The sequence below is a fragment of the Ensifer adhaerens genome, from assembly GCF_001270265.1.
In the GTDB taxonomy this organism is placed as follows: Bacteria; Pseudomonadota; Alphaproteobacteria; order Rhizobiales; family Rhizobiaceae; genus Ensifer; species Ensifer adhaerens_B.
Genome location: NZ_LGAP01000001.1, coordinates 686,643 through 710,273, shown reverse-complemented (window position 1 = coordinate 710,273; position 23,631 = coordinate 686,643). Strand labels below are relative to the sequence as shown.

Below are 23,631 nucleotides of genomic sequence, written 5' to 3'. Positions count from 1 at the left end.
AGCAACATATTGCGGGAAGCATAATTCGCACAATCACGTCGCGTTAACCGGCTTAAAACCCGATGATGGCATAAGGGGAAGCGGAGCCTGCCTCGGCAACCCATGCGCGTGCATCGCTCCCTCGGGGAGAGAAGCAGCAATGCATGCCAGCACCGATCTCGACGCAGCGGCAAAGCCGGACAATATCGCTCTGGCTGCCATCCGCTCGCCGCTTGCAGCACTCGCTCTGGCGCTTGCCCTGCTCTCGCTGCTGCTGACTGTCACGATCCCACAGCCGATAGGGCCGATGTTCTGGGATCATTATCTCTATCTTGATGCCGCCAACCGGCTTGCTGACGGACAGATCCCGTCCGTCGATTTCTTCGCGCCCGTCGGCGGGCTCGGGTACTACCTGTTCGCAGCGCTGCAAGCGGCGTTCCCGAGCGGCCATCCCCTGCTGCTGGCGAGTTGGTGCCTTCTCATCGTCACTGGCCCGTTGATCGGCCTGATAATGCTCGACATTCAGAAGCGTTCACGGGCACTGGCCTACGCCATCCTGCTGCCGTTCCTTCTCTTTTCCGTGCTTCCGTTCAACACCGGCGACTTTTATCCCTACCCGGGATCCGACGGCTTCGGCATCTACAACCGCCAGGTCTGCCAGTTACTCTACGTGCTCGCCGCGGCACTCATCTATGTCAGCAATCCGCGCATTCTGGCGACTGTCGTCGCCGGAGCGATGATCGCGCTCTTCTTCGTGAAGATTACTGGGGCAGTCGCAGGCGTGATCTTGTGCCTGACGGCATTCGCGGCCGGGCGGATCAGTCTGCGCTCGGCAGTCACGTCGGCTCTGATCTTCTTCAGCGTCCTTGCCGCTATCGAGTTCTCGCTTGGTGCGGCATCGGCCTATGTCGCCGATATCCTGGCGCTGCTCGACGTCAATGACGGCAGCCTGCTGCCGCGCCTTTTTCAGGCAGCGTCGCTGAACGCGGGCCTTCTTCTGCCTGCGGGCATTCTGTGCCTGACCCTCTTTTTTGCGAACCTGCCAGCTTTCGCCGCGTCGTTGCGGGCCGCCTGCCGCAGACCTTCGGTCGTCGGCATCAACCAGGTCCTCGACCAGAACTTCGTCTGGCTCGCCGCTTTCCTGGTGGCCGGCATCCTGTTCGAAAGCCAGAACACCGGCAGCCAGGCCTTCATCTTCCTCTATCCGTTGCTTCTCAGGATCGTCCTCGACTTCGCCGCCAAGAGCACGTCCAAGCGGCTGACAATAACGGTTTCGCTCCTTGCCACCGCGGCGGCGCTGCCACCGATGACCGTCGTCGCCCAGAAGAGCGCACGCGCCTGGATCGGCGCCGTCAACAATGTCCGGATCGAGAGCCGCAACCTGAAAACGATGGGTGCGGTGAATGTCCGCCCGATCCTGGCACTGCGGGCCGAGCACATGCGCGATGCCTATATCACGCAGCGCGGCGCCTTCGATACGCTCGCGGACGCAGGCGAGTTGCCGTCATTCCTGCTCTACAGCGATTTCGACTTCCAGACCGCCTGGCTGACGAATGTCGACGGCGCCGTCGATGCCCTGCGCGCCTACGAGGCCGCCAACGGCGTCCGCTTTGAAACCATCTTCAATATCGATTTCGCCAATCCGTTTCCCTGGCTGATGGATCGCCACGCGCCGAAACGCGTCGCCATCGGAGCAGACCCCTTCCGGGCGATCCCGCCGCCGGACGCTAAGGTGCGCGCGGCAGTGGCTGCCGTCGACATCGCGCTCGTGCCGACTTGCCCACCGACAAATGTCAACAGGACACTGCTGGCGCTCTACCTGCCGAGCCTCGAGGCAGGCCACACGCGCATCACGCTGACGCCGTGCTACGACGCGTTTGTCCGGAACGGCTTGCGTCCCGGTGAAACGGCCGCCGGTTCGTAGAGATCACGCCTGCGGTCGCAACCGGCTCTCGGTCAAAAGCCCGCTTTCCTCGAGGATCGGATAGGCGACCGACGCAATATGCGCGTTGACGCGCTTCAAATCGCGTAACATGTCGAGATGCAGCGAACTGGTCTGCAGGCTTTCCAGAAGTCCATCGCGTAGCCGCTCGATATGCCGTTCGGCCGACCGCTTCTCCATGTGGCGGACATTGACCTTCACCTCGATCAATTGCCGAGCGAGATCGGCGTTGCGGGTGACGAAAATGGTCTGGGCGACCCGCAGATTGTCGATCGTCAGGTTGAAGAGGCTCTTCAGTTCCTGATAGCCGTCCTCGGAGAATTTCAGGCCATTGTTGACCTTCTTGCCGATCTGCTCGCAGAGGCCCTTCTCGATGATATCGCCCATGTGCTCGAGATTGATTGCGTAGTCGATGATCACAATCGAGCGGCGCCCATCCTCCGGGCTCAGGCCGTCGCGACCCAGGCGTGACAGGAAAATCTTCACTTCCTGCTGCAGCAGATCGACCTGCTTCTCGAGCTTGCCGATATCGCGGATCTCCGACAGATCGTTGTTGTTGAAGGCGGTCTGGGCGCGGATCAGCATCATCTCGATCAGGTCGCCCACCCGCAGCACTTCCCGCGTCGCACCCGAAAGGGCCATGACCGGCGTGTGCAGCACGTTCTCGTCGAGATAGCGCGGCCCGGTTTCGTCCGTCTCGTTGTCGGGGATGAAGCGGATCATCAGGCGGGACAGCAGGCCGGCAAACGGCCAGGCGAGGATCGCCACGGCAAGATTGAACGCCAGATGGATATCGACCGGCAGGTTCTGCTTCGGCAACGGCAGACTTTGCAGGAGCTCGACGCTGACACCGGTCAACGGCAGCGCGATCAGACATCCGATGGCACGGACGACGAGATTGCCAAGAGTGACGCGCCGCGCCGGCGGCGCCGAAGATAGCGTCGCCATGACAGGCGGGATCGCCCCGCCGAGATTGGCGCCCAGCACAAGCGCAACCGTCAACCCGACGGAGAGAACGCCGGCGGCGGAAAGGGAAAGCACCAGCATCACCACCGCGAGGCTGGAGGAAGAGGCGAAGGCAAGGCCCGCGGAAATGATCAAAGCGACTGGCCAGGCGCTGTCGAGCATGCCGAGAAACGCTGCCAGCGCCGCCGATTCCCGCATCGGCTCGGTGGCCAGGCCAAGCAAATGCAACGACAGCAGCATCAGACCGATCCCGACGAAGGCCGCGCCAAGGCCCTGGCGGGCGTTCGAGCGGCTGACGCGGTGCAGCACCACGCCGACCAGAATGATCATCGGCGACAGCCATTCGATGCCGGTCGCGACGATCCAGGCGGTGACCGCCGTGCCGAGATTGGCGCCGAGCAAGACGATCTGCGCCATGCGTGAGCGAATAAGCCCCTTCTCCACGAAAGAGGCCGTCATCAATGCCGTCGCAGTCGAGCTTTGCAGAGCGAGTGTGGCAACAAGGCCCGTTAGGAACGATCGCGTCGGCTCGCTCGTCCCCTGGGCCAGGCCGGCCCGCAGCTTCGCCCCGAAGGCGCGGGTGACCCCATCCTTGACCAGCGAAAGGCCGAACAGCAGCAGCGCCACCGCTCCGAACAGGTTTACCATCACGATTGTCGATTGCATGGCATGTCTTTCCGCAGGGCCGCATGAATCGCCCCGCCCGATACACACAACCATAGTTCCGAAGTGTTTTCGACCTCAATCCGACGACGGCGATTTCGTCACTTTGACAGATAAATTTCTGTTGCCGGCTAATAAATCCGACATCGATTTTGCCAGCAGCGCCCCTCCACGGACGACCGTCGGCATTGCAAGCAGCCCGACCAAGCCTCAGGTCCGAAGCTCCCCCTGTTCGCACCATCCGCCGTGATCTTCTGCTGGCGCGCAATTTGCGCCATTGCGCCCTTCATTTCCTGTTTCGTTTGTTCTAAGGAACGAACTCGTTTGGCCAACAGCCACCGCACTGCAACGAGGTTTCTGCCCCCATGCTCGAATTCCTGAGAAAAGCCGCCCAGACCTGGGTCGTCAAAGGCCTGCTCGTCATTCTCGTGCTGTCTTTCATGGTATGGGGCGCATCGACATCGATGATCGCGAACCAGTCGGATGCTGTGGTCGTCGTCGGTGACGTCAAGGTCAAGGCTCCGGACTTCCGGCTCGCTTACGAGCGTCAGCTCGCGCTCGTTTCGCGCCAGCTCGGCACCCGCCTGACGCCGCAGCAGGCAAAGGCATTCGGCATCGAGCAGCAGGTCTATTCCCAGCTCGTCGCGGGTGCGGCCCTCGATCAGTTGGCCGGCGACATGAACCTCGGCCTTTCGGAAGACCGGCTGGCCAAGCTCATCGCCGAAGACCCGGCCTTCCACAGCGTCAACGGCCAGTTCGATCGCCTGACGTTCTCGAGCGTGCTGCGCAATGCCGGCCTTCGCGAACAGGACTACATCAACAACCGCAGCCAGGTCGCCGTGCGCTCGCAGATCGTCGACGCGCTGTCCGACGGTTATGTCGCACCAAAGGTGCTCAGCGACGCGATCGGCTCTTATCGCCACGAAAAGCGCACGATTGACTACGTCCTGCTGTCGAACGCCAACATCGATCCGGTGAAGGCACCGGGCGACGACGTTCTCGCCCCCTGGTACGACAGCCGCAAGGCAAACTACCGCGCGCCGGAATACCGCAAGATCACCTATCTGAAGCTCGCGCCCGAGGATCTCGCCGATGCGACGACGGTGGTCGATGCCGACGTTCGTGCCGACTACGACAAGCGCAAGGACAACTTCCGCACTGAAGCGACACGCACGATCGAACAGCTCGCCTTCCCGTCGCGGGAGGCAGCCGACGCCGCGGCAGCCAAGCTCGCAGCCGGCACATCCTATGACGACCTCGTGAAAGCAGAAGGCAAGACGTCTGCCGACGTCCTGCTTGGCGATTTCACTTCGGCCAGCGTCCCGGACGCCAAGATCGGTGAAGCCGCTTTCGCGATCGCCGCCAATGGCGGCACGTCGCCCGTCATCGATGGCGCCTTCGGACCGGTGATCCTCCGCGCAACGAACATTCGCCCGGAAACGGTTCGCAGCTTCGATGAAGTGAAGGAAGAACTGCGCAAGGAGATTGCCCTTGCCAATGCGCAGAACGAAATCATCGGCCTTCACGACAAGATCGAGGACGAGCGCGCTGCCGGCGCCTCGCTCAAAGACCTCGCCGAGACACTCAAGTTGAAGGTTGCGACCGTCGATGGCATCGACGCAACCGGCAAGGACATGAATGGCGATGAAGTCCCGGGCCTGCCGGAGCCGGCTGCTCTGCTGCAGGAGGCCTTCAAGGCTGAAGTGGGCGGCGAAACCCTGCCGGTGAACATCGGGCGCGACGGCTATGTCTGGTTCGACCTCGACGAAGTGGTTCCGGCCCGCGATCGCACGCTTGACGAAGCACGCGACGAAGTCGCAGCAGACTGGACCGCAGAGCAGCAGCGCACGGCGCTTGCCACAAAGGCTGCCGAGCTGAAGCAGCGGATCGAAAAGGGTGCGACGCTCGCCGATATCGCCGCGGAACTTGGCCTTGCCGTCGAAACGAAGACCGGATTGACCCGGTCGACGTCGGATGCGGCGCTGAGCCCGGCTGCTGTTGCAGTTGCCTTCAGTGGTCCGGACGGCCACGTCGCCAATGCCGCCGGCATCGGTGGCGATGGTCAGATCCTGCTGCGGGTCACCTCGATCGAGAACAACGGCCCGACCGACGCCCTGGAGGACGACAGCCGGCAGATCCAGGCCATGGCCCGTGCCAGCGGCGACGATATTCTCGACCAGATGGTATCGACGCTCCAGTCGGCCTACGGTGTTTCGATCAATCAGACGCTTGCCGAAACGGCTTTGGCACAGAGATAAGCGGCAAGGAAAGCAACCGATGAGTGATCTGAAACCGTTCGTCGCCAAAGTCGCCGCCGGCGAGGCCCTCAACCGCGAAGACGCACGAGCGGCTTTCGAGATCATCATGTCGGGTGCGGCCACGCCATCGCAGATCGGCGGCTTCCTGATGGCGCTCCGTGTCCGCGGCGAGACCGTCGATGAAATCGTCGGCGCGGTTGCCGCCATGCGCGCCCGCATGCTGCCGGTCGACGCTCCGGCCAATGCCGTCGATATCGTCGGTACCGGCGGCGACGGCGCCGGTACCTACAACATCTCGACCCTCGCCTCGCTGATCGTTGCGGGTGCGGGCGTACCGGTCGCCAAGCATGGCAACCGCGCGCTGAGTTCGAAGTCGGGCACGGCCGACGCCCTGTCATGCCTCGGCGTCAAGCTCGATATCGGCCCTGAGGCGATTTCGCGCTGCATCCGCGAAGCCGGCGTCGGCTTCATGTTTGCCCAGCAGCATCATTCCGCCATGCGTCATGTCGGGCCGACACGGGTCGAGCTCGGCACCCGCACGATCTTCAACCTGCTCGGCCCGCTCTCCAATCCCGCCGGCGTCAAGCGGCAACTGGTCGGCGTCTACGCGCCGCAATGGGTGCAGCCGCTGGCGGAAGTCCTGCGCGACCTCGGCTCGGAGAATGTCTGGGTCGTGCACGGCGAAGGTCTCGACGAGATCACCACCACCGGCACGACGCAGGTGGCGGCTCTCGAAAACGGCAAGATCACCGCCTTCACGCTGACGCCGGCGGACTTCGGCCTGCCGACAGTGTCTCTCGACGCCTTGAAGGGCGGCGATGGCGCCTACAATGCCGTCGCACTCCAGGCTGTTCTCGACGGCGCGGAAAACGCCTACAGGGACATTTCGCTTGCCAATGCGGCTGCATCGCTGATGATTGCCGGCAAGGCCGCAGATCTTGGTGAAGGCATGACGCTCGCTCGCCAGTCGCTCTCGAGCGGCGGCGCCAAGGCGGCGCTGCAGCGCCTGATCAGCGTTTCGAACGCTGCCTGAGACAACGCAGCTTTAAACAAGGAACCGCGCCATGACCGATATCCTGCGCAAGATCGAAGCCTATAAGCGCGACGAGATCGCAGCGGCCAAATCGCAAACGTCGATCGAGGACCTGAAGGCCCGCATCGCCGATCAGTCCGCTCCGCGCGGCTTCCATGCGGCATTGGCCGTGCGCCAACGACAGGGCCGTTTCGGCCTGATCGCGGAAATAAAGAAGGCGAGCCCGTCAAAAGGCCTGATCCGTCCTGATTTCGACCCGCCGGCTCTGGCCAGGGCCTACGAGGCCGGTGGCGCTGCCTGTCTTTCGGTGCTGACGGACGGACCGAGCTTCCAGGGTGCACCGGCGTTTCTTGAAGCCGCCCGCGCGGCCTGCGCGCTTCCGGCATTGCGCAAGGACTTCATGTTCGACACCTACCAGGTGTTCGAGGCTCGTGCCTGGGGTGCTGACTGCATCCTGCTGATCATGGCTTCGCTCAGCGACGATGACGCTCGACGCCTCGAAGAGACCGCGCTTACGCTTGGAATGGATGTGCTCATCGAAGTCCACGACGGCGAAGAGATGGAACGTGCGCTCAAGCTTACCTCGCCGCTGGTCGGCATCAACAATCGCAATCTGAGAACATTCGACGTCGATCTAGCCGTATCCGAGCAACTGGCGTCGATGGTTCCGTCCGATCGGTTGCTCGTCGGCGAGAGCGGTATCTTTACCCACGACGATTGCAAGCGTCTGGAAAAGAGCGGCATCACCACCTTCCTGGTCGGCGAAAGCCTGATGCGCAAGAGCGATGTTGAGGCGGCAACGCGCGCACTCCTGACCGGCTCCGAAAGCGTGCTGGCGGCCGAGTGATGAGCAAGACCACACTTACGCATCTCGACAGCGGCGGCGAAGCGAACATGGTCGACGTCGGCGACAAGGCCGAAACCGTCCGCAGTGCCACGGCGGAGGGCCATGTCCGCATGCGCCCGGAGACGCTGGCGCTGATCCTCGAGGGCAACGCCAAGAAGGGCGACGTGATCGGCACCGCGCGGCTCGCCGGCATCATGGCCGCCAAGCAGACGTCAAATCTCATCCCGCTTTGCCATCCGCTTATGTTGACGAAAGTGTCGGTCGACATCACGCCTGATCCGGCTCTGCCCGGCCTGCGTGTCGAAGCGCTTGCCAAGTTGACCGGCAAGACCGGAGTCGAGATGGAGGCGTTGACCGCCGTCAGCATCGCCTGCCTGACGATCTACGACATGGCGAAAGCTGCGGATCGTGAAATGGAAATCGGCGGCATCCAGCTCGTCAGTAAACCCGGCGGACGCTCCGGCGATTACCGACGCCAGGGAGACTGACCGCCGATGTCGCTGCTTTCCGTCGAAGAAGCGCTTAACAGGATCCTCGACAGCGCCAGGCCCCGGCAGGCAATCGAACATGTCGATCTGCATGAGGGGCTCGGTCGTGTGCTCGCGCAAGATATCGCCGCGCGCGTCACCCATCCCGCCTTCGACAATTCCGCGATGGATGGCTATGCGGTTCGTCATGAGGATATCCATACTGCCGGCGCCGAGCTTACGGTCATCGGCCAATCCGCCGCCGGCCATGGCTTCGGTGGCGAGGTGAAGTCCGGAGAGGCGGTTCGCATTTTCACCGGAGCACCGCTTCCCGCCGGCGCCGACACAGTCATCATCCAGGAAGACACCGAACAGCTTGCCGATGGCAAGATCCGCACCTTGTTTGCGCCCGGCAAAGGGCGACATATCCGGCTGTCCGGCCAGGATTTTACAACCGGCGAGACGGTGCTGCACGCGGGCGACGTTCTGGACGCCGGTCGCCTGACGCTCGCCGCCGGCATGAACCATCCGACCCTGCCGGTATTCAAAAAACCAACGGTCGCAATCCTTGCCACCGGCGACGAGTTGTTGACGCCCGGTAGCGTACCCGGCGCCGATCAGATCATCGCCTCCAACACATTCGGTGTTGCCGCCATTGCACGTGAAAACGGCGCCGAGATCATCGACCTCGGCATCGTCCCGGACAACAGCCAGGCGATTTCAGCGGCCGTCGAGCGGGCAAAGGCAAAGGGAGCCAATGTGCTCGTCACACTTGGTGGCGCCTCGGTCGGCGATCATGATCTCGTGCAGTCGACATTGGTTGCGAGTGGCATGACGCTCGACTTCTGGCGGATCGCCATGAGGCCTGGAAAGCCTCTGATGGTCGGGCAACTCGGTGACATGGCGGTGCTCGGCCTGCCCGGCAATCCTGTCTCGAGCCTCGTTTGCGCTCTCTTGTTCCTTGAACCCTTGACCCGCAAACTGGCAAGACTGCCGGGGCGCGATCGCCTGACGACCGCCCGCCTCGCCGCGCCGCTACCCGCCAACGACAAGCGCCAGGACTATGTGCGGGCGCGACTTTCGAGCGATGCGGACGGCTCGCTTGTCGCCCATCCTTTCCCGCGCCAGGACTCGTCAATGATGAAGGTCTTTGCCCAGTCCGATTGCCTGATCGTTCGCGTGCCGAACGCCGAAGAGGCCCCCTCTGGTACGTCCTGCCAAATCGTCCGGCTCAGATAACTTTCGGGGAAAGCATCGGGATATGCAGGTCCCGCCTTTGGTCCACCCCAGCAGAAACAAAGTATATTTTCTGCCCATTGTCATATGCCCGACACGGTAGCCCTTTAATAACACAGTCATTCAATCATCGCTCAAGGCGAATGACTACGGATGTACTAGCAGGCGTCGTGATGATTTGAGGGAAAGGTCGGGTATTGCCCGACCTTTTGCTTTTGTAGCGACGCCCAGGCGGCGTCGCGTCGTCCTCCCCGCACTAAGCGGCGGTGTTTTCGCAGCGGCTGACGAGGATCTTGTCGATACGGCGGGAATCCATATCTATGACTTCGAAGCGATAGCCATGGGCAATGGCGATATCGCCCTCTTCCGGTGTCTTGCGCAGCTGCTGGACCAGAAAGCCTGCGATCGTTTCAAAATTTCCGTCTGCATCGATGCCATCGATGCCGATGGTCAGATGGATCTCATCGATCGGCGTGCGTCCATCGACGAGGTAGGTTCCATCCTCGCGCTGGCGGATCAGGGCGTGCTCGAGGTCGTCATAGTTCGACGGCAGCACGCCGACGATCGCCTCCAGAATATCGGCAATGGTGATAATGCCTTCGGTGCTACCGTATTCGTCGACGATCATCGCCATGTTGATGCTCGACGATTTGAAAGCATCGAGCGCCTTCAGGCACGACGCGGTTTCCGGCAGGGTATGGATCTCGCGCACGTATTTGCGGACGTCGAGCGGAACCGAAGTCGGCGCGTTGAGGATTTCCTTCGCCAGAACCGCACCAAGGACATCACCGCTCGGTCCGTCAACGACGGGATAACGGGAATGGCCGTATTGCCGGATCTTCTCCCCAATGACATCCAGGCTGTCATTGATATCGATGAAGCTCATCTCGGTGCGGTGCGTCATGATCGACTTCACGTTGCGGTCGCCGAGACGGATGATGCGACGAAGCATCTCGTGCTCCGACTTTTCGATCGCGCCGCTCTCGACACCTTCCGCCATGATGGCGTGGACTTCCTCTTCCGTCACATGGTCCGGATCATCCGGGCGTATGCCGAGCAGGCGCATCATCAATGCCGCCGAGGTTTCGAAGAGATAGACGACCGGCGCCACAATACGCGACAGAAGCGTCATCGGCCGCGCCACGAACATCGCGAAGCCTTCCGAGTTCTTCAACGCCAGTTGCTTGGGGATCAACTCGCCGATGACGACGGAGAGGAAGGTGATGAGCGTTACCACGATCGCCACGGCCACGGGATGACCGTAGGGGTTGATCCAGGCGATGCTGTCGAAGAAGGGGGCGAACTTGGCCGCGATCGTCGCGCCACCATAGGCGCCGGCAAGCGTGCCGACCAGCGTGATGCCCACCTGAACGGTGGAGAGAAACTTGCCGGGATCTTCCGCAAGCTTCAGTGCCGCTTCGGCGCGGAGATTTCCCTGTCTTGCCATCTGGCGAAGCAATGGCTTGCTTGCCGAGACGATTGCCATTTCCGAGAGAGCAAAAAATGCGTTGATCAAAAGCAGGACGAAAATGACAAAAAATTCGGACATGGTCTCCAAGTCACCGTTGACGAAAAGTCGCCCAATCGAGAGCGACCGTTCACCAAATAAGGCCAGTGGGCGATCCGAGCAAGGTCAAGTCTCGAAATCCGTGTCACCAAATGCGCTTCACCCGTATTTCGCGAGGAGACGCGGCCCGAAATTCGAGCGAGCCTGCCAGTATCGGTTCAGTTTTCGCCCGATCGCAGGGCGCCACGCACGCGCTCGCGCCCGATCTTGATGACATTTTCCATCGCGGCCCGTGCGCCCGCCTCGTCACGCCGGCCGATTTCCTCGACGATCCGGATGTGGTTGCGGGCGACTTCATCAACGCCGCCTTTTTCAGCGACCGGTGAGCTGAGCTTGAAGATGCCGACCAGCGCCGCCTCGATCAGACCCCCGACCGTCCGCATGAACGGATTGCCCGAGGCTTCGGCAATCGACAGATGGAATTTCAGGTCGGCATAGGCGAGGCTCTCGGCCGTATGGCCGGCTTCACCCATGGCGACGGCCAGGCGCATCATGCGGCTGATCTCTGCGTCAGACGCATTCCTTGCGGCAAGGGCAGCCGCATGCGGTTCGAAGGCCAGGCGGACTTCGCTCAAGTGATAGAGGAATTCCTCGTCCACACCGCATTCGAAATGCCAGGTCAGGATATCGTTGTCGAAGAGGTTCCAATCGTTTCTGGGCGTGACGCGCGTGCCGATACGGGCGCGTGGAACGACCAGACCCTTGGCGGCAAGCGTCTTCATCGCTTCGCGAAGAACCGTGCGCGACACTTTGAACCGCGCCGCAAGCTCCGGATCGCCGGGCAGGATCGACCCGATCGGGAACTCGCCTGAAACGATCGCCTTGCCAAGCTGGTCGACCACATGCGCATGACTGGTGCGCTTCCGCGTCCCGGAAAGGACAGTCTCCAGCAAGCTCCTGTTCAACCCACCTCCTCCAGGCACTCCCTTGCCTGACAGCGCCAGATGCGGCGCCTCAACATGCCATACCCCGTCGATCCACCCATCCCGACGAACAGGAAGAGTTGGCCTGGGAACAGCCACCCGATTCCTCAAGCATTACACGAAATGCAGCGAAGCTGCACTATGGCCGAATCCGGCCCGCACGACCGTTGATTGCGCCGTTCTCAGCAAGCCAACCAATGCCGGGATCCCGGTGTCAACAAGCCGCGGCTTCGTGTCTCGACCAGCCGATAAAAACGACAAACCCCGCCGTCGCGGCGGGGGTTGCACATTTGCTGCGTTCTTTCGCCGTTTTTACTTCGGCAGCTGGTCGTCGACGCCTTCGACGTAGAAGTTCATGCCGAGCAGCGTGCCGTCATCCGACGACGCGCCTGCCGCCAGCCACTCGCTGCCGTCCTGCTTCTTCAGCGGACCGGTGAACGGCTTCAGCTCACCCGACTTGATTTTCGCTTCCGCGTCTTCGGCCAGCTTCTTCACGTCGTCAGGCATGTTGGTGTAGGGCGCCATGGTCAGGATGCCATCCTTCAGGCCGTCCCAGCTCGATGTGGTTTCCCACTTGCCGTCGAGGAAAGCCTGCGTCCGCTTGACGTAGTAGGCGCCCCAGGTATCGACGATTGCCGTCAACTGTGTCTTCGGGCCTGCGGCGATCATGTCGGATGCCTGGCCGAAGGCCTTGATGCCGCGCTCGGCGGCAACCTGCATCGGCGCCGTCGTGTCGGTGTGCTGTGTCAGGATATCGACGCCCTGGTCGACCAGCGCCTTGGCAGCATCGGCTTCCTTGCCCGGGTCAAACCAGGTGTTGGCCCATACGACCTTGATCTTGAAGTCGGGGTTGACCGAGCGCGCGCCGATGACGAAGGCATTGATGCCCATCACCACTTCGGGGATCGGGAACGAGGCGATGTAGCCGGCGACGCCCTTCTCGGACATCTTGGCGGCGATCACGCCCTGGATGTAGCGGCCTTCATAGAAGCGGCTGTTGTAAGTCGCCACATTCGGCGCGCTCTTGTAGCCGGTCGCGTGCTCGAACTTCACGTCCGGGAACTTCTGCGCGATCTTGATCGTCGCGTCCATGAAGCCGAACGACGTCGTGTAGATCAGGCCGCAGCCGGAGCGGGCCATGCGTTCGATCGCACGCTCGGCGTCAGGACCCTCCGGTACGTTTTCGAGGAACTGCGTCTCGATCTTGTCACCGAGCTGTTTTTCCAGCTCCAGACGACCGATATCGTGTGCCTGCGTCCAGCCGCCGTCGGTCTTGGAACCGACATAGACGAAGCAGACCTTGGCCTTTTCCTGGGCGGCGGCAGCACTGGCAAAGCCGATGACGGCCGCGGTACTTGCGAGAGCGAGCAGTAGTTTTTTCATTTTCTTGACCTCTGTCGGTTTGAGAAACGTCCGTCTGGATTGTTATTGTCACCGATCTGGCACAAACGGCTTACCGAGCGATGCCGGCGTATTGATCAGGGTCGTGCGCCGGTTATGTGAAATGAGTATGAGCACGACAATCGTCGCGAGATAGGGAAGCGACGAAAGGAATTGCGACGGGATACCGATACCGAAGGCCTGTGCGTGAAGCTGGCTGATGGAAACGGCGCCGAACAGATAGCCGCCGGCAATGAGCCGCCACGGGCGCCAGGACGAGAAGACCACCAACGCCAGCGCGATCCAGCCACGCCCGGCCGACATGTTCTCGACCCATTGCGGGGTGTAGACGAGCGACAATTGCGCGCCTGCAAGACCCGCGCAGGCGCCGCCGAACATCACCGCAAGATAGCGCGTCCTGATGACGTTGACGCCAAGGGCATGGGCAGACGCATGACTGTCGCCGACGGCGCGCAGCTTCAGGCCCACGCGGCTCCTGAACAGGAACCAGTGAACGCCTGCGACCAGCGCGATCGAAAGATAGAAGATGATGTCCTGACGGAACAGGAGCGGTCCGATGAACGGGATATCGGCCAGCACCGGAATGACGATCGGCTGCAGCTTGATACCCTGCATGCCGAGAAAGCTCTCGCCGAGCATGCCGGAAACGCCGAGGCCGAGCAACGTCAGCGCCAAGCCGGTCGCCACCTGGTTGGCAACCAGCGTCAGGGTCAGGAACGCGAAGAGCTGGGAGAATACCGCACCGCAAACGATCCCAGCAAGAATCCCGAGATAGGGCGACCCGGTGATCTGGGTCGCGACGAAGGCGCAAACGGCGCCCATCACCATCATGCCTTCGACGCCGAGGTTGAGCACGCCGGAGCGTTCCGTTACCAATTCGCCCAGCGCAGCAATGACGAGCGGTGTTGCGGCAGTGATGACGCTCAGCAATATGGCTTCGACGATCCCCATCAGCGGCTCCGGTCCAGATCTGACGCAGTAAACCGGTACCAAACCAGCCGGATGCGATAATGAATGAGTGTGTCGCAGGAGAGCACGAAGAACAGCAAAAGACCCTGGAAGACGCGGGTGACTTTGTCCGACACCCCGAGCGATAGCTGTGCGGCTTCGCCGCCGAGATAGGTCAGCGCCAGCACGAGACCGGCCGCAATGATGCCAAGCGGATTGAGCCGACCGAGAAACGCCACGATGATCGCGGTGAAGCCGTAGCCGGGCGAGATCACCGGGCGCAGTTGCTGGATCGCGCCGCTGACTTCGGAAATGCCAGCAAGACCGGCAAGCGCACCTGACAAAAGCATCGAAAACCAGATCATCCGCCGGGACGAGAAGCCGGCAAAACGCCCTGCCCGCTCGGACTGGCCGAGAACCGAAATCTCGAAACCCTTCAGCGTGTAGCGCATCATGAACCAGACGAGGATCGCCGCGATGATGGCGAAGGCAAAGCCCCAATGGGTGCGCCCCGATGCGATCAGTTCCGGCAGGATTGCGTCAGGCGCAAAGGTGCGCGTCTCCGGAAAGTTCATGCCCCCCGGGTTGCGCCAGGGGCCGCGCACGAGCCAGTCGAGAAACAGCTGGGCGACATAGACCAGCATCAGGCTCGTCAGGATCTCGTTGGTGTTCATGTGCGCCTTGAGGAAGGCGGGAATGGCGGCGAACAGCGCGCCGCCGAGCATGCCCATCAGCATCATCAGCGGCAGCACCAGCGGCGACTGCCACTCGTAAAACACGACCGGCAGGGTCGAGCCGGCGATTGCGCCCATGATGAATTGCCCCTCGGCGCCGATGTTCCAGTTGTTCGAGCGGAAACAGACGGAAAGGCCGACAGCAATCAGGATCAGCGGCGCGGCCTTGATCGCGAGTTCGTGCAGCGACCAGACCTCGCTCAGAGGCTCGACGAAGAAGCTGTAAAGCGCCGTGACCGGGTTCTTGCCGAGAAGCGCGAACATGATGCCGCCGAAGATGATCGTCAGCAGGAAGGCGATGAACGGAGACAGGATCGAGAACAGCGCCGATATCTTGGCGCGCTTTTCCAGTTCAATGCGCATGCACAGCCCCCGTGCCTTCCGTCTTGCCGTACATGCCGCCCATCAGGAGGCCGATCTTCTCACGAGAAAGCTCGCGCGCCGGATAGGGATCGGAGAGCCGCCCTTCGCTGATCACCGCGATTTCGGTCGCCACCTCGAAGATTTCGTCAAGGTCCTGGCTGATCACCAGCACGGCGGACCCAGCCTTGGCGAGATCGACGAGCGCTTGCCGGATCCGGCTTGCAGCACCTGCATCCACCCCCCAAGTCGGCTGATTGACGATCAAGACGGCCGGTTGGCGGTCGAGCTCGCGACCGACGATGAATTTCTGCAGGTTGCCGCCCGAGAGCGATCCGGCCGGCGGGTCTTCGCCGCTTTTGCGCACGTCCATTGCTTCGGAGATGCGTTTGGTTGCCGTCGTCACCGCATCTCGGCGGATGATGTTGAGGAAGCAGCCACCGAGGAAGGCCTTGGCATCGGACCGGCTTCTGGCAAGCACCAGATTGTCGGAGAGCGGCATGGCTGAAACCGCAGCATGGCCGTGGCGCTCTTCGGGAACGAAACCGGCGCCCATCAGCCGTCGCGCGTTGATGTTCCTGTTGCCGACCGGCTTTTGCCTGATCTGCACCGCAGCGTCGTCCGCAACCGGATACTCGCCGGAAAGCGCGTCGAAAAGCTCGCCCTGGCCGTTGCCGGCCACACCGGCGATCGCCAGCACTTCGCCGGCACGCACCTTGAGACAGATGTTTTTCAGCGAAACGGCAAACGGCGTGCGCGCGGAAACGGAAAGGTGGCGCGCTTCCAGTTGCACGTCGCCCTTGGTGCTGGTGCCCTCGGCGGTCACTGCTGCTACGTCGCTTCCCACCATCATGCGTGCCAAAGACGCTGGTGTTTCGACCTTGGGGTCGCAGGCGCCGGTGACCTTGCCGTGGCGAAGCACGGTCGCGCGGTCGCAGATGCGCTGCACCTCCTCGAGCCGGTGGCTGATGTAGAGGACCGAACGCCCTTCCGCCTTGAGCTTGTTGAGGGTCTCGAACAGTCGATCGGCCTCCTGCGGCGTCAGGACCGACGTCGGCTCATCGAGAATGATCAGACGCGGGTTCTGCAGCAATGCACGGACGATCTCGATGCGCTGGCGCTCGCCGACGGAAAGATCAGCCACGTGCGCCTTGGGATCGAGCGGCAGGCCATAGGCGTGCGACAGGCGCGAGGCTTCTTCCGCGACCTTGGCGAGCGAGATGTTGCCGTCCATCGACAGCGCGATGTTTTCGGCGACGGTCAACGCCTCAAACAGCGAAAAATGCTGAAAAACCATGCCGATGCCGAGCTTGCGAGCGGCCGCGGGGCTGGCGATGCGCACGCTGCGCCCCTGCCACACGATCTCGCCGCCCGTCGGCGCGAGAACGCCGAACAACATCTTCACCAGCGTCGATTTTCCGGCACCGTTTTCGCCGAGAAGGGCGTGGATTTCGCCCTGGTCTATCTGCAGGTTGATCTCATTGCAGGCCGCAAACGAGCCGAACAATTTCGTCAGGTTGCTCACAGCCAACAACGGACCGTTCGCGGTTGCTCCCTCAACAGGCACGCTGCCCTCTTTTCCCCTCTGTCGATCCCCGTCCGCCTTAAGGCTTCGATCACGGAATCAGCAGTGTTGTTCCACTCGTTTTTCTTGTCTCAAGATCCGTATGCGCGCGACCGGCGTCGGCAAGCGGATAAGTCTGATTGATATTGATACGCACTTTGTTGCTTTGCACAATATCAAAGAGCGAGTTTGCACACGCTTCAAGCGCAGGCCGCGTCGACACATAACCGAAGAGTGTCGGGCGCGTTGCAAACAGCGAACCCTTCTGTGCCAGAATACCGATGCTGAAGGCGTCGACCGGGCCCGACGAGTTGCCGAAGCTCACCCAAAGACCGCGCGATTTCAGGCAATCGAGCGAGGCCGGATAGGTGTCCTTCCCGACCGAATCGTAAACGACATCGACACCCTTGCCGTCTGTCAGTTCCTTGACCCGCGCAACGAAATTGTCCGTGCGATAGTTGATGACGTGGTCGTATCCATGGGCGAGTGCCAGGTCGATCTTGTCCTGCGATCCGGCCGTACCGATGACGGTTGCACCCAGAGCCTTTGCCCATTGGCCGGCAATCAAGCCGACGCCACCGGCGGCGGCATGGAAGAGCAGCGTCGTTTCCGGCCCGACCTGGAATGTCTGGTTGAGCAGATATTGCGCCGTCATGCCTTTCAGCATCATCGCCGCCGCCGTCTCAAGCGAGATGCCGTCCGGAACCTTGACCAGTTGCGAAGCTTCGACGTTGCGCTCGCTGGCGTAGGCACCATCCGACGATGCATAGGCCACCCGGTCGCCAACGCCAAAGAGGCTGACGCCATCGCCGACGGCCGTCACGATCCCGGCGCCTTCCTTGCCCGGGACAAAGGGCAGGCCCGAGGCGGACTTGTAGAGCCCGGTGCGGAAATAGACGTCGATGAAATTCAACCCGACAGCCACCTGGCGGATCTGCACCTCACCCGGTCCCGGCGGCGAGAGCGTAACGCCCTCCAGCTTCAGGACCTCGGGTCCACCGAGTTCGCGTACGACAATTGCCTGTGCCATCGAAGAGCTCCTAGGTCCGGCCGAGCTTGGGGAAGATCTGCAGGACGAAACCGATCACGTAGAGATAGATGCCTGTTGCAAGAACACCGGTCACCACCCAGGCCGGCGTCACGAAATGCAGAAGCAGGGCGTACATGCTGAGCGCCGACCAGAGAAAAAAGACACCCAGGTTGAGCGGACGAAGCCGCTGGACGCGCACCGGATGCAGGAAGTTGATCGGCAGGAAGGTAAGCACCACCGACACGAGGACGACGATCGAGGCGGTCAGTTCACTTGCCTGAATGACGAAGAGCGTAAAGACGACCATGTTCCAGACCACGGGAAAGCCCGAGAAGAAATATTCGTCCGTCTTCATGCCCATGTCGGCATAGTAGATCGCGCTCGAGACGACGATCGCGCCGGCCGCCAGGAAGGACCACGGTTCGCCGATCATGCCGCTCTGGTAGAGCGCAAAGGCCGGCAGAAGCACGTAGGTGACATAGTCGATGACGTTGTCGAGCGTGTCGCCCGACCAATTGGGAAGCACTTCCTTGACCCGCACCTTGCGGGCGATCGGACCATCGATGCCGTCCACCAGCAAGGCCAGGCCGAGCCACCAGAACATATCGACGAAGCGATGTTCTGCCGCGGCGACGACACCAAGAAAAGCGAGGAATGACCCGGAAGCGGTCAATATGTGCACGGAGAAGGCGCGAATCTCGGCGTAGGGGACTCTTTTGTAGTTGAAAAACTTCATCTGCGGACGCCGCCTATCCCCTTCTGCATTTCCCCAGACAGGGTTGTAACCCCCGCCCCAACCGCTTTGGCGGCGCATTGCGCGTAATATGCACCCTTTGCAACGCATCGCCAGCAAAATTCAAGCACGACTTTGTCCGGTGGAGATTGTTCTGTGGACACTTTCAAATTGCTTCTGCGCTGATTCAACCCATTTATTTCGCCTTTGCCGAGGACTAGAAGTAAGATCGAGATGAAAGCAGCAGGCGCTTGATGGCGCGAGCGAAAGGGTTCTTTCCATCATGGATCATTACGACATCGCCGTCGTCGGCGCCGGCCTTGCGGGCTCTCTGGCAGCGATCGCGCTTGCTGAGAGCGGCTACCGCGTTGCGCTGATCGGACCGGAACCGGCATTGTCCGACGGCCGGACGACCGCGCTGATGGACCAGTCGATCGAATACCTCAGGAAATTGAACCTCTGGGAAAAGGTGCAGCCGCTGACGGCGCCGCTCTCGACGATGCGCATTCTGGATGGAACCAACCGCCTGCTGCGTGCGCCGACAGTGAACTTTCGGGCATCGGAAGTCGGCCTGCCGGCCTTCGGCTACAACATTCCGAACGCCCCCTTCCTCGACATTCTGCGCGAGCGGGCGTCCGAGATCGCAACGCTCGATCGCATGACCGTGTCGGCGGTCGATTTCGACCTCTCCGGCGACAAGGCGCGGATCTCGCTCGATGACGGATGCGATATCACGGCCGATCTGGTTGTCGGCGCCGACGGTCGTCGTTCGCCGGTGCGCGAAGCAGCCAAGATTTCCGTCAGCACCTGGTCCTATCCGCAGACCGCCGTCGTCCTCAACTTCTCGCACGAGCTTCCCCACCAGGACACCTCGACGGAGTTTCACACGGAGAGCGGACCATTCACCCAGGTGCCCCTGCCCGGCAACCGCTCGAGCCTCGTCTGGGTGCGCAAACCCGAAGATGCCGCCACCACGCTGGCGCTCGACCTGGCCGCACTCTCGCGCGCCGTGGAGGACCGGATGCAGTCGATCCTTGGCAAGGTAACGGTCGAGGGAGCCCCGCAATCCTTCCCACTGTCTGGCATGAGCGCGCATCGCTTTGGCAAGGGCCGGGTCGCGCTTGTTGGCGAAGCGGCGCACGCCTTCCCGCCGATTGGCGCCCAGGGCCTCAACTTGAGCCTTCGCGACGCGATGACGCTGGTCGATCTGATCGGCGCATCGACGGGCGACAGTCTTTCGGGCGATATCGGCGACCGGTTCGACGGCCGCCGCCGCCTCGATATCGTCAGCCGCACGGCGAGCGTCGATCTCTTGAACCGATCGTTGCTGTCGAGTTTCCTGCCGGTACAGGCGCTGCGCGCAGTCGGCCTGCACATCCTGTCTGCTGCGGGACCGCTGCGCAGCCTGGTGATGCGCGAAGGCGTGCACCCCGGCAGTGCGTTTCACGCGCTGAAGGACAGCTTACGGGAAAAGATCGGCCGGAAGAGCGCCTGAGCGGATCAGATAGAGCAGCCCGGTCACCGTCGCCACCGAAAGCAAAGTCGTGATCAGGATCGTTGCCGAGGCGCGCTCCTGCCAGACACCATATTGATGACCGATGACAAAGACGTTGGTCGCAGTCGGCAGCGCCGCCAGCAGCACGGCTGTCTGCACCCAGACCGGATCATAGTTTCCCGTCAGGCTGAGCGCCGTGAACACCAGCACCGGATGCAGGATCAGCTTGGCCGGCACGATGTAGCCGATCTCGACCGGGATGCGCTTGATCGGGCGCAGCGCAAGCGTCACGCCCATGGCAAAAAGCGCGCAAGGGGCGGCCGCCTGCGCCAGATAGTCGATCAGCCGCTGCACAGGCAGCGGTGGCTGGACGGCGAAGAATGCAGCTGCGACCCCGGCAAAGGTAGACAGGATGAATGGGTGCAGGATGATCTTGCGGGCGATGCCAAGGGCGAGAGCCGCAGGTTTTTCCTTCCGCCCGCCTGAAAGCGCCATCATCGCCGGCGCCACGGTAAAGTGCGCTGCATTCTCGAAGCAGAAGATCAGTGCGACCGGCACCGCCGCCGCGTCGCCCAGCGCCAGCAACGCCAGGCCCGGCCCCATATAACCGATATTGCCATAGGCTGCGGCAAACCCCTGTATTGTCGCCTCGCCGATGGAATTGCGCCGCACGAAAAGACCGACGATGAAGATCAGCGAAAAGACGAGATAGGTCGCACCGACGCTCGTCAGGATGAAATCGGCGCGGGTCAGTTGCTCGATCGGCGTTCGTGACACCAGCTTGAAGAACAGCGCCGGCAAGGCGAGATAGATGATGAAGGTGTTCAGCCACCCCATTGCCTCGCCCGGATGTTCGACGAAGCGGGCCGTGAGATAGCCGAGGAAGATCAGCCCGAAGAACGGCAACACCAGGCCAGCAATTTCCGTCATGCCTCTCCCCGACCGTGCTCATGCGACACGCTGAGCGGGAATATGTCCCCCGCGCATAGCCCAATCGCTGCCGTGGCATTGCGTCTTAGGCACGACGTTCACGCCGATGCACGATTGGGTCCGTTCACCCCAATAGCATCAACCCGATCGATTCCAATAGGTTGCGGCGCAATCGGCAAGGCCAATCGCATCCATTGATCAGCTAAGCGCTCAGCCGATTTTCATCAGAATCGGGAACGTCTGCTGGAACCAGATGGCGACGGAACTGATGAAGCCGAAGAGGAAGGCAAGACCGGCGAGCACCAGAAGCGCGCCCATCAGCTTTTCGACGAGGCCAAGGTGGCGACGGAATCGCAGGAGAAAGCGCATGAACGCACCGGAAAAACCGGCCGCGATCCAGAACGGTATGGCAAGCCCGAGCGAATAGACGGCCAGAAGCATGGCGCCGTCCGTGACCGTATCGCGCGCAGCCGCAACGCCGAGGATAGTGCCAAGTACCGGACCGATGCACGGCGTCCAGCCGAAGGCGAAGGCAAGGCCCATGATATAGGCGCCGGACAGCGTCGCCGGCTTACCGCCGCCTTGAAACCGTGCCTCGCGCGCAAGCAGGCCGATCTTGAACACGCCAAGGAAATGCAGGCCCATGATGATGATCACCACGCCGCCGATGCGCGACAGAAGATCCATGTGCTGGCGCAAAAGCAGGCCGATCGAGGATGCGCCGGCACCAAGCGACACGAACACGGTTGCAAAACCGAGCGTAAACAGAAGGGCTGCCGGAAGAACGGCGCGCCGGGTGCTGCGGGCTGAAACCGCCTCGCCGCTTCGGAACTGGTCGACCGACACCCCGGCCATATAGCAGAGATAGGGCGGCACAAGCGGCAGGACACAAGGCGAAAGGAAGGACAGCGCGCCAGCGAGAATGGCGGTCCAGATCGAAATATCGGCAATCGACAACGGCAAGAACTCCGGCATGCGGTATTTGGGCCATTCCTTAGCCGCATGGTCGCGATGATACCAATCACCTTTTGGCGATCATTGCGCCATGCACCATTTCTTCACGAAAGCCGTAATTTTTGGGTTGACCGGCGGGAAGCTCAAGTGCATATGTCCGCCCACTTCCGCCGGGCCTCACGGTCGCGGCCAGGGAGCGCGTAGCTCAGCCGGTAGAGCAACTGACTTTTAATCAGTAGGTCCAGGGTTCGAATCCCTGCGCGCTCACCACTCAATTCCTTGTTTTTGTTGATTTTTCTGGATTTTCCGCCACTACAATGTATGCGGTAATTACGATATTTACGGCACATTTCCGGCTTTTGCGGCACATGATTGGCACATGGCACCTGAATTGGCGGATGGCATTATACGTTCAATTCGGGTGAGAAATGAATCGTTCGATTCCCAAGCGGCATCATTTCGTGCCGGAGATGCTGCAGAAGCGATTTGTAAATGAGCAAGGAGGTCTGTGGACTTACGACTCGCGTCGTACGGAAAACGGCGTCCGTGCTGACATGCCGGGAAACCTGTTTCTCGAGGGGCATCTTTACATGCACGTGGGGAAGGACGGTGTAAAGGACGTGAGTCTTGAGCAGGATTTCAGCCGGCTCGAAGGCTTGGCGGATCCCCTCATATCTAAAATGATTGATGCAACGGCCAAGAATCGCCACCCGCTACTTACGGCAGACGAGCGCGTGATCTGGGACCAATTTTTCCTGCAGCAGTGGCGCCGAGTGCCTGACATTCGCAACGACCTGATGTCAGTAGAAGCCTATCGCCGCGCGATCGAAGAGGCGATTGATGAGTTCAGCAAGAACGTTCGTCCAGTAAGTGATGACGAGCGAGAAAAGTATCTCGCCGCTGACAAAATGAAATCGGCGCGCAATAACCTCCACGTCAACACTTTGAAGTCTCAGAGCCCCGTAATTCGGAATGCGCTCGCGGGCAGAGGACTGATTTTCGCCCGCGTGGTGAATCCTCGAAAGTCGTTGATCCTCGCCAGCCGCCCGGTCGTCAAAGTCACCTCTAGTACCGCTAAGCTGTTATCTGATGAACGCGTCCATGCCTGGCTCGCAATCACACCGAGCCTGGCCGTGAGCCCAGGATATTACGGCGCCGGCACGCATATCATTGACCTTACAGACGACCAAGTACGGCTTATGAACTTGGCATTTTTGAGCAAAGCTCTCAGATTGCAGGGCGATCAGAGGCGTTGATTAATTCGCTGGCGCCGTTTTTTGGCAAGAATACCGATGTCATTCGGCCGCGGCGATGACGGCCGCAGACATCCGCTAGTGGAACCAGCCTGTGTATTCGACGTTGCTCACGTATGGAGACCACACATCAAAGGTATCGCGCACCCTCCCCGCAAACCCGCAAGATCTACAGCCTCAAGGAACTCGCTGCGGTTTATGATCTGGGCACCCAGCGCGCCGAGGAGCTATACGAGCGATTCGGCCCAACACGTTCGAAGCTCGACACGCTGATGGTGGCGATCCGACACTCAACCAACTGGAAATCGTGATCCGCCGCTTCCCGTGCTAAAATGTTTCCACCATCAG

The 23,631-nt window shown here is 61.3% G+C and carries 19 protein-coding genes and 1 tRNA gene; 9 read left to right on the top strand and 11 right to left on the bottom strand.

Annotation, left to right across the window (positions count from 1 at the left end; translation table 11 throughout):
• Positions 1-139: 139 nt before the first annotated feature.
• Positions 140-1,903 (top strand): hypothetical protein, encoded by a 1,764-nt coding sequence (locus AC244_RS03425; RefSeq protein WP_053247379.1) that lies wholly within the window; start codon positions 140-142, stop codon positions 1,901-1,903.
• Between the two features lie 3 nt (positions 1,904-1,906).
• Here the strand turns inward: AC244_RS03425 and AC244_RS03420 are convergent, their stop codons facing one another.
• On the bottom strand, positions 1,907-3,553 hold the full coding sequence (locus tag AC244_RS03420) for a Na/Pi cotransporter family protein (protein ID WP_053247378.1): 1,647 nt from the start codon (positions 3,551-3,553) through the stop codon (positions 1,907-1,909).
• Positions 3,554-3,915: 362 nt separating this feature from the next.
• On the opposite strand from AC244_RS03420, the gene AC244_RS03415 reads away from it, so the two are divergent.
• The 5 genes from AC244_RS03415 to glp are packed head-to-tail and all read left to right on the top strand — an operon-like array spanning position 3,916 to position 9,394.
• Positions 3,916-5,808 carry a peptidylprolyl isomerase gene (locus AC244_RS03415; protein WP_053247377.1) on the top strand — a complete coding sequence of 631 codons (1,893 nt, stop codon included), beginning with the start codon at positions 3,916-3,918 and terminating at the stop codon, positions 5,806-5,808.
• Between the two features lie 19 nt (positions 5,809-5,827).
• Entirely contained in the window at positions 5,828-6,841 is a 1,014-nt protein-coding gene (gene trpD, locus AC244_RS03410) for an anthranilate phosphoribosyltransferase (RefSeq protein ID WP_053247376.1), read from the top strand.
• Between the two features lie 31 nt (positions 6,842-6,872).
• Positions 6,873-7,688 (top strand): indole-3-glycerol phosphate synthase TrpC, encoded by an 816-nt coding sequence (gene trpC / locus AC244_RS03405; RefSeq protein ID WP_053247375.1) that lies wholly within the window; start codon positions 6,873-6,875, stop codon positions 7,686-7,688.
• Positions 7,688-8,176, top strand: a complete 489-nt coding sequence (moaC, locus tag AC244_RS03400; protein ID WP_053247374.1) for a cyclic pyranopterin monophosphate synthase MoaC — start codon at positions 7,688-7,690, stop codon at positions 8,174-8,176. The genes trpC and moaC overlap by 1 nt, the downstream gene beginning before the upstream one ends.
• Before the next feature lie 6 nt (positions 8,177-8,182).
• Positions 8,183-9,394, top strand: coding sequence for a gephyrin-like molybdotransferase Glp (glp, locus tag AC244_RS03395; RefSeq protein ID WP_053247373.1), 1,212 nt, complete (start codon positions 8,183-8,185; stop codon positions 9,392-9,394).
• Between the two features lie 253 nt (positions 9,395-9,647).
• Here the strand turns inward: glp and AC244_RS03390 are convergent, their stop codons facing one another.
• From AC244_RS03390 to pcsA, 8 genes are all read right to left on the bottom strand, one after another.
• Positions 9,648-10,940, bottom strand: a complete 1,293-nt coding sequence (locus AC244_RS03390; RefSeq protein ID WP_053247372.1) for a hemolysin family protein — start codon at positions 10,938-10,940, stop codon at positions 9,648-9,650.
• A 176-nt stretch (positions 10,941-11,116) separates the two neighbouring features.
• On the bottom strand, positions 11,117-11,863 hold the full coding sequence (locus tag AC244_RS03385) for a FadR/GntR family transcriptional regulator (RefSeq protein ID WP_053247371.1): 747 nt from the start codon (positions 11,861-11,863) through the stop codon (positions 11,117-11,119).
• Positions 11,864-12,193: 330 nt separating this feature from the next.
• Positions 12,194-13,264: a BMP family ABC transporter substrate-binding protein gene (locus tag AC244_RS03380; protein WP_053247370.1), complete on the bottom strand. Its 1,071-nt coding sequence runs from the start codon at positions 13,262-13,264 to the stop codon at positions 12,194-12,196.
• A 48-nt stretch (positions 13,265-13,312) separates the two neighbouring features.
• Entirely contained in the window at positions 13,313-14,233 is a 921-nt protein-coding gene (locus AC244_RS03375; protein ID WP_053247369.1) for an ABC transporter permease, read from the bottom strand.
• Positions 14,233-15,327: an ABC transporter permease gene (locus AC244_RS03370; RefSeq protein WP_053247368.1), complete on the bottom strand. Its 1,095-nt coding sequence runs from the start codon at positions 15,325-15,327 to the stop codon at positions 14,233-14,235. The genes AC244_RS03375 and AC244_RS03370 overlap by 1 nt, the downstream gene beginning before the upstream one ends.
• On the bottom strand, positions 15,317-16,891 hold the full coding sequence (locus tag AC244_RS03365) for an ABC transporter ATP-binding protein (RefSeq protein WP_053247367.1): 1,575 nt from the start codon (positions 16,889-16,891) through the stop codon (positions 15,317-15,319). Before AC244_RS03365 ends, AC244_RS03370 begins: the two co-directional genes overlap by 11 nt.
• 49 nt (positions 16,892-16,940) lie before the next feature.
• Positions 16,941-17,918, bottom strand: a complete 978-nt coding sequence (locus AC244_RS03360) for a quinone oxidoreductase family protein (RefSeq protein ID WP_053247366.1) — start codon at positions 17,916-17,918, stop codon at positions 16,941-16,943.
• Positions 17,919-17,928: 10 nt separating this feature from the next.
• Positions 17,929-18,654 carry a phosphatidylcholine synthase gene (pcsA, locus tag AC244_RS03355; RefSeq protein ID WP_053247365.1) on the bottom strand — a complete coding sequence of 242 codons (726 nt, stop codon included), beginning with the start codon at positions 18,652-18,654 and terminating at the stop codon, positions 17,929-17,931.
• Positions 18,655-18,934: 280 nt separating this feature from the next.
• Between pcsA and AC244_RS03350 the strand changes: the two genes are divergently transcribed.
• On the top strand, positions 18,935-20,146 hold the full coding sequence (locus tag AC244_RS03350) for a UbiH/UbiF family hydroxylase (RefSeq protein ID WP_053247364.1): 1,212 nt from the start codon (positions 18,935-18,937) through the stop codon (positions 20,144-20,146).
• On the opposite strand, the gene AC244_RS03345 is transcribed toward AC244_RS03350, so the two are convergent.
• Complete coding sequence (locus AC244_RS03345) at positions 20,114-21,076, bottom strand: AEC family transporter (protein WP_053247363.1); 963 nt, start codon at positions 21,074-21,076, stop codon at positions 20,114-20,116. The two genes, AC244_RS03350 and AC244_RS03345, sit on opposite strands and share 33 nt — an antisense overlap.
• A 210-nt stretch (positions 21,077-21,286) precedes the next feature.
• Complete coding sequence (locus tag AC244_RS03340; protein WP_053247663.1) at positions 21,287-22,033, bottom strand: cytochrome c biogenesis CcdA family protein; 747 nt, start codon at positions 22,031-22,033, stop codon at positions 21,287-21,289.
• Between the two features lie 191 nt (positions 22,034-22,224).
• Here AC244_RS03340 and AC244_RS03335 point away from each other — a divergent pair.
• A tRNA-Lys gene (locus AC244_RS03335) sits at positions 22,225-22,300 on the top strand.
• Positions 22,301-22,458: 158 nt separating this feature from the next.
• Positions 22,459-23,286 carry a DUF4238 domain-containing protein gene (locus AC244_RS03330; RefSeq protein ID WP_053247362.1) on the top strand — a complete coding sequence of 276 codons (828 nt, stop codon included), beginning with the start codon at positions 22,459-22,461 and terminating at the stop codon, positions 23,284-23,286.
• Positions 23,287-23,631: the final 345 nt, after the last annotated feature.

Bases quoted from the DNA above. Each gene is read 5' to 3' on its own strand.
- AC244_RS03425 (WP_053247379.1), top strand. From the start codon at position 140: ATGCATGCCAGCACCGATCTCGACGCAGCGGCAAAGCCGGACAATATC.
- AC244_RS03420 (WP_053247378.1), bottom strand. From the start codon at position 3,553: ATGCAATCGACAATCGTGATGGTAAACCTGTTCGGAGCGGTGGCGCTG.
- AC244_RS03415 (WP_053247377.1), top strand. From the start codon at position 3,916: ATGCTCGAATTCCTGAGAAAAGCCGCCCAGACCTGGGTCGTCAAAGGC.
- trpD (WP_053247376.1), top strand. From the start codon at position 5,828: ATGAGTGATCTGAAACCGTTCGTCGCCAAAGTCGCCGCCGGCGAGGCC.
- trpC (WP_053247375.1), top strand. From the start codon at position 6,873: ATGACCGATATCCTGCGCAAGATCGAAGCCTATAAGCGCGACGAGATC.
- moaC (WP_053247374.1), top strand. From the start codon at position 7,688: ATGAGCAAGACCACACTTACGCATCTCGACAGCGGCGGCGAAGCGAAC.
- glp (WP_053247373.1), top strand. From the start codon at position 8,183: ATGTCGCTGCTTTCCGTCGAAGAAGCGCTTAACAGGATCCTCGACAGC.
- AC244_RS03390 (WP_053247372.1), bottom strand. From the start codon at position 10,940: ATGTCCGAATTTTTTGTCATTTTCGTCCTGCTTTTGATCAACGCATTT.
- AC244_RS03380 (WP_053247370.1), bottom strand. From the start codon at position 13,264: ATGAAAAAACTACTGCTCGCTCTCGCAAGTACCGCGGCCGTCATCGGC.
- AC244_RS03375 (WP_053247369.1), bottom strand. From the start codon at position 14,233: ATGGGGATCGTCGAAGCCATATTGCTGAGCGTCATCACTGCCGCAACA.
- AC244_RS03370 (WP_053247368.1), bottom strand. From the start codon at position 15,327: ATGCGCATTGAACTGGAAAAGCGCGCCAAGATATCGGCGCTGTTCTCG.
- AC244_RS03360 (WP_053247366.1), bottom strand. From the start codon at position 17,918: ATGGCACAGGCAATTGTCGTACGCGAACTCGGTGGACCCGAGGTCCTG.
- pcsA (WP_053247365.1), bottom strand. From the start codon at position 18,654: ATGAAGTTTTTCAACTACAAAAGAGTCCCCTACGCCGAGATTCGCGCC.
- AC244_RS03350 (WP_053247364.1), top strand. From the start codon at position 18,935: ATGGATCATTACGACATCGCCGTCGTCGGCGCCGGCCTTGCGGGCTCT.
- AC244_RS03345 (WP_053247363.1), bottom strand. From the start codon at position 21,076: ATGACGGAAATTGCTGGCCTGGTGTTGCCGTTCTTCGGGCTGATCTTC.
- AC244_RS03330 (WP_053247362.1), top strand. From the start codon at position 22,459: ATGAATCGTTCGATTCCCAAGCGGCATCATTTCGTGCCGGAGATGCTG.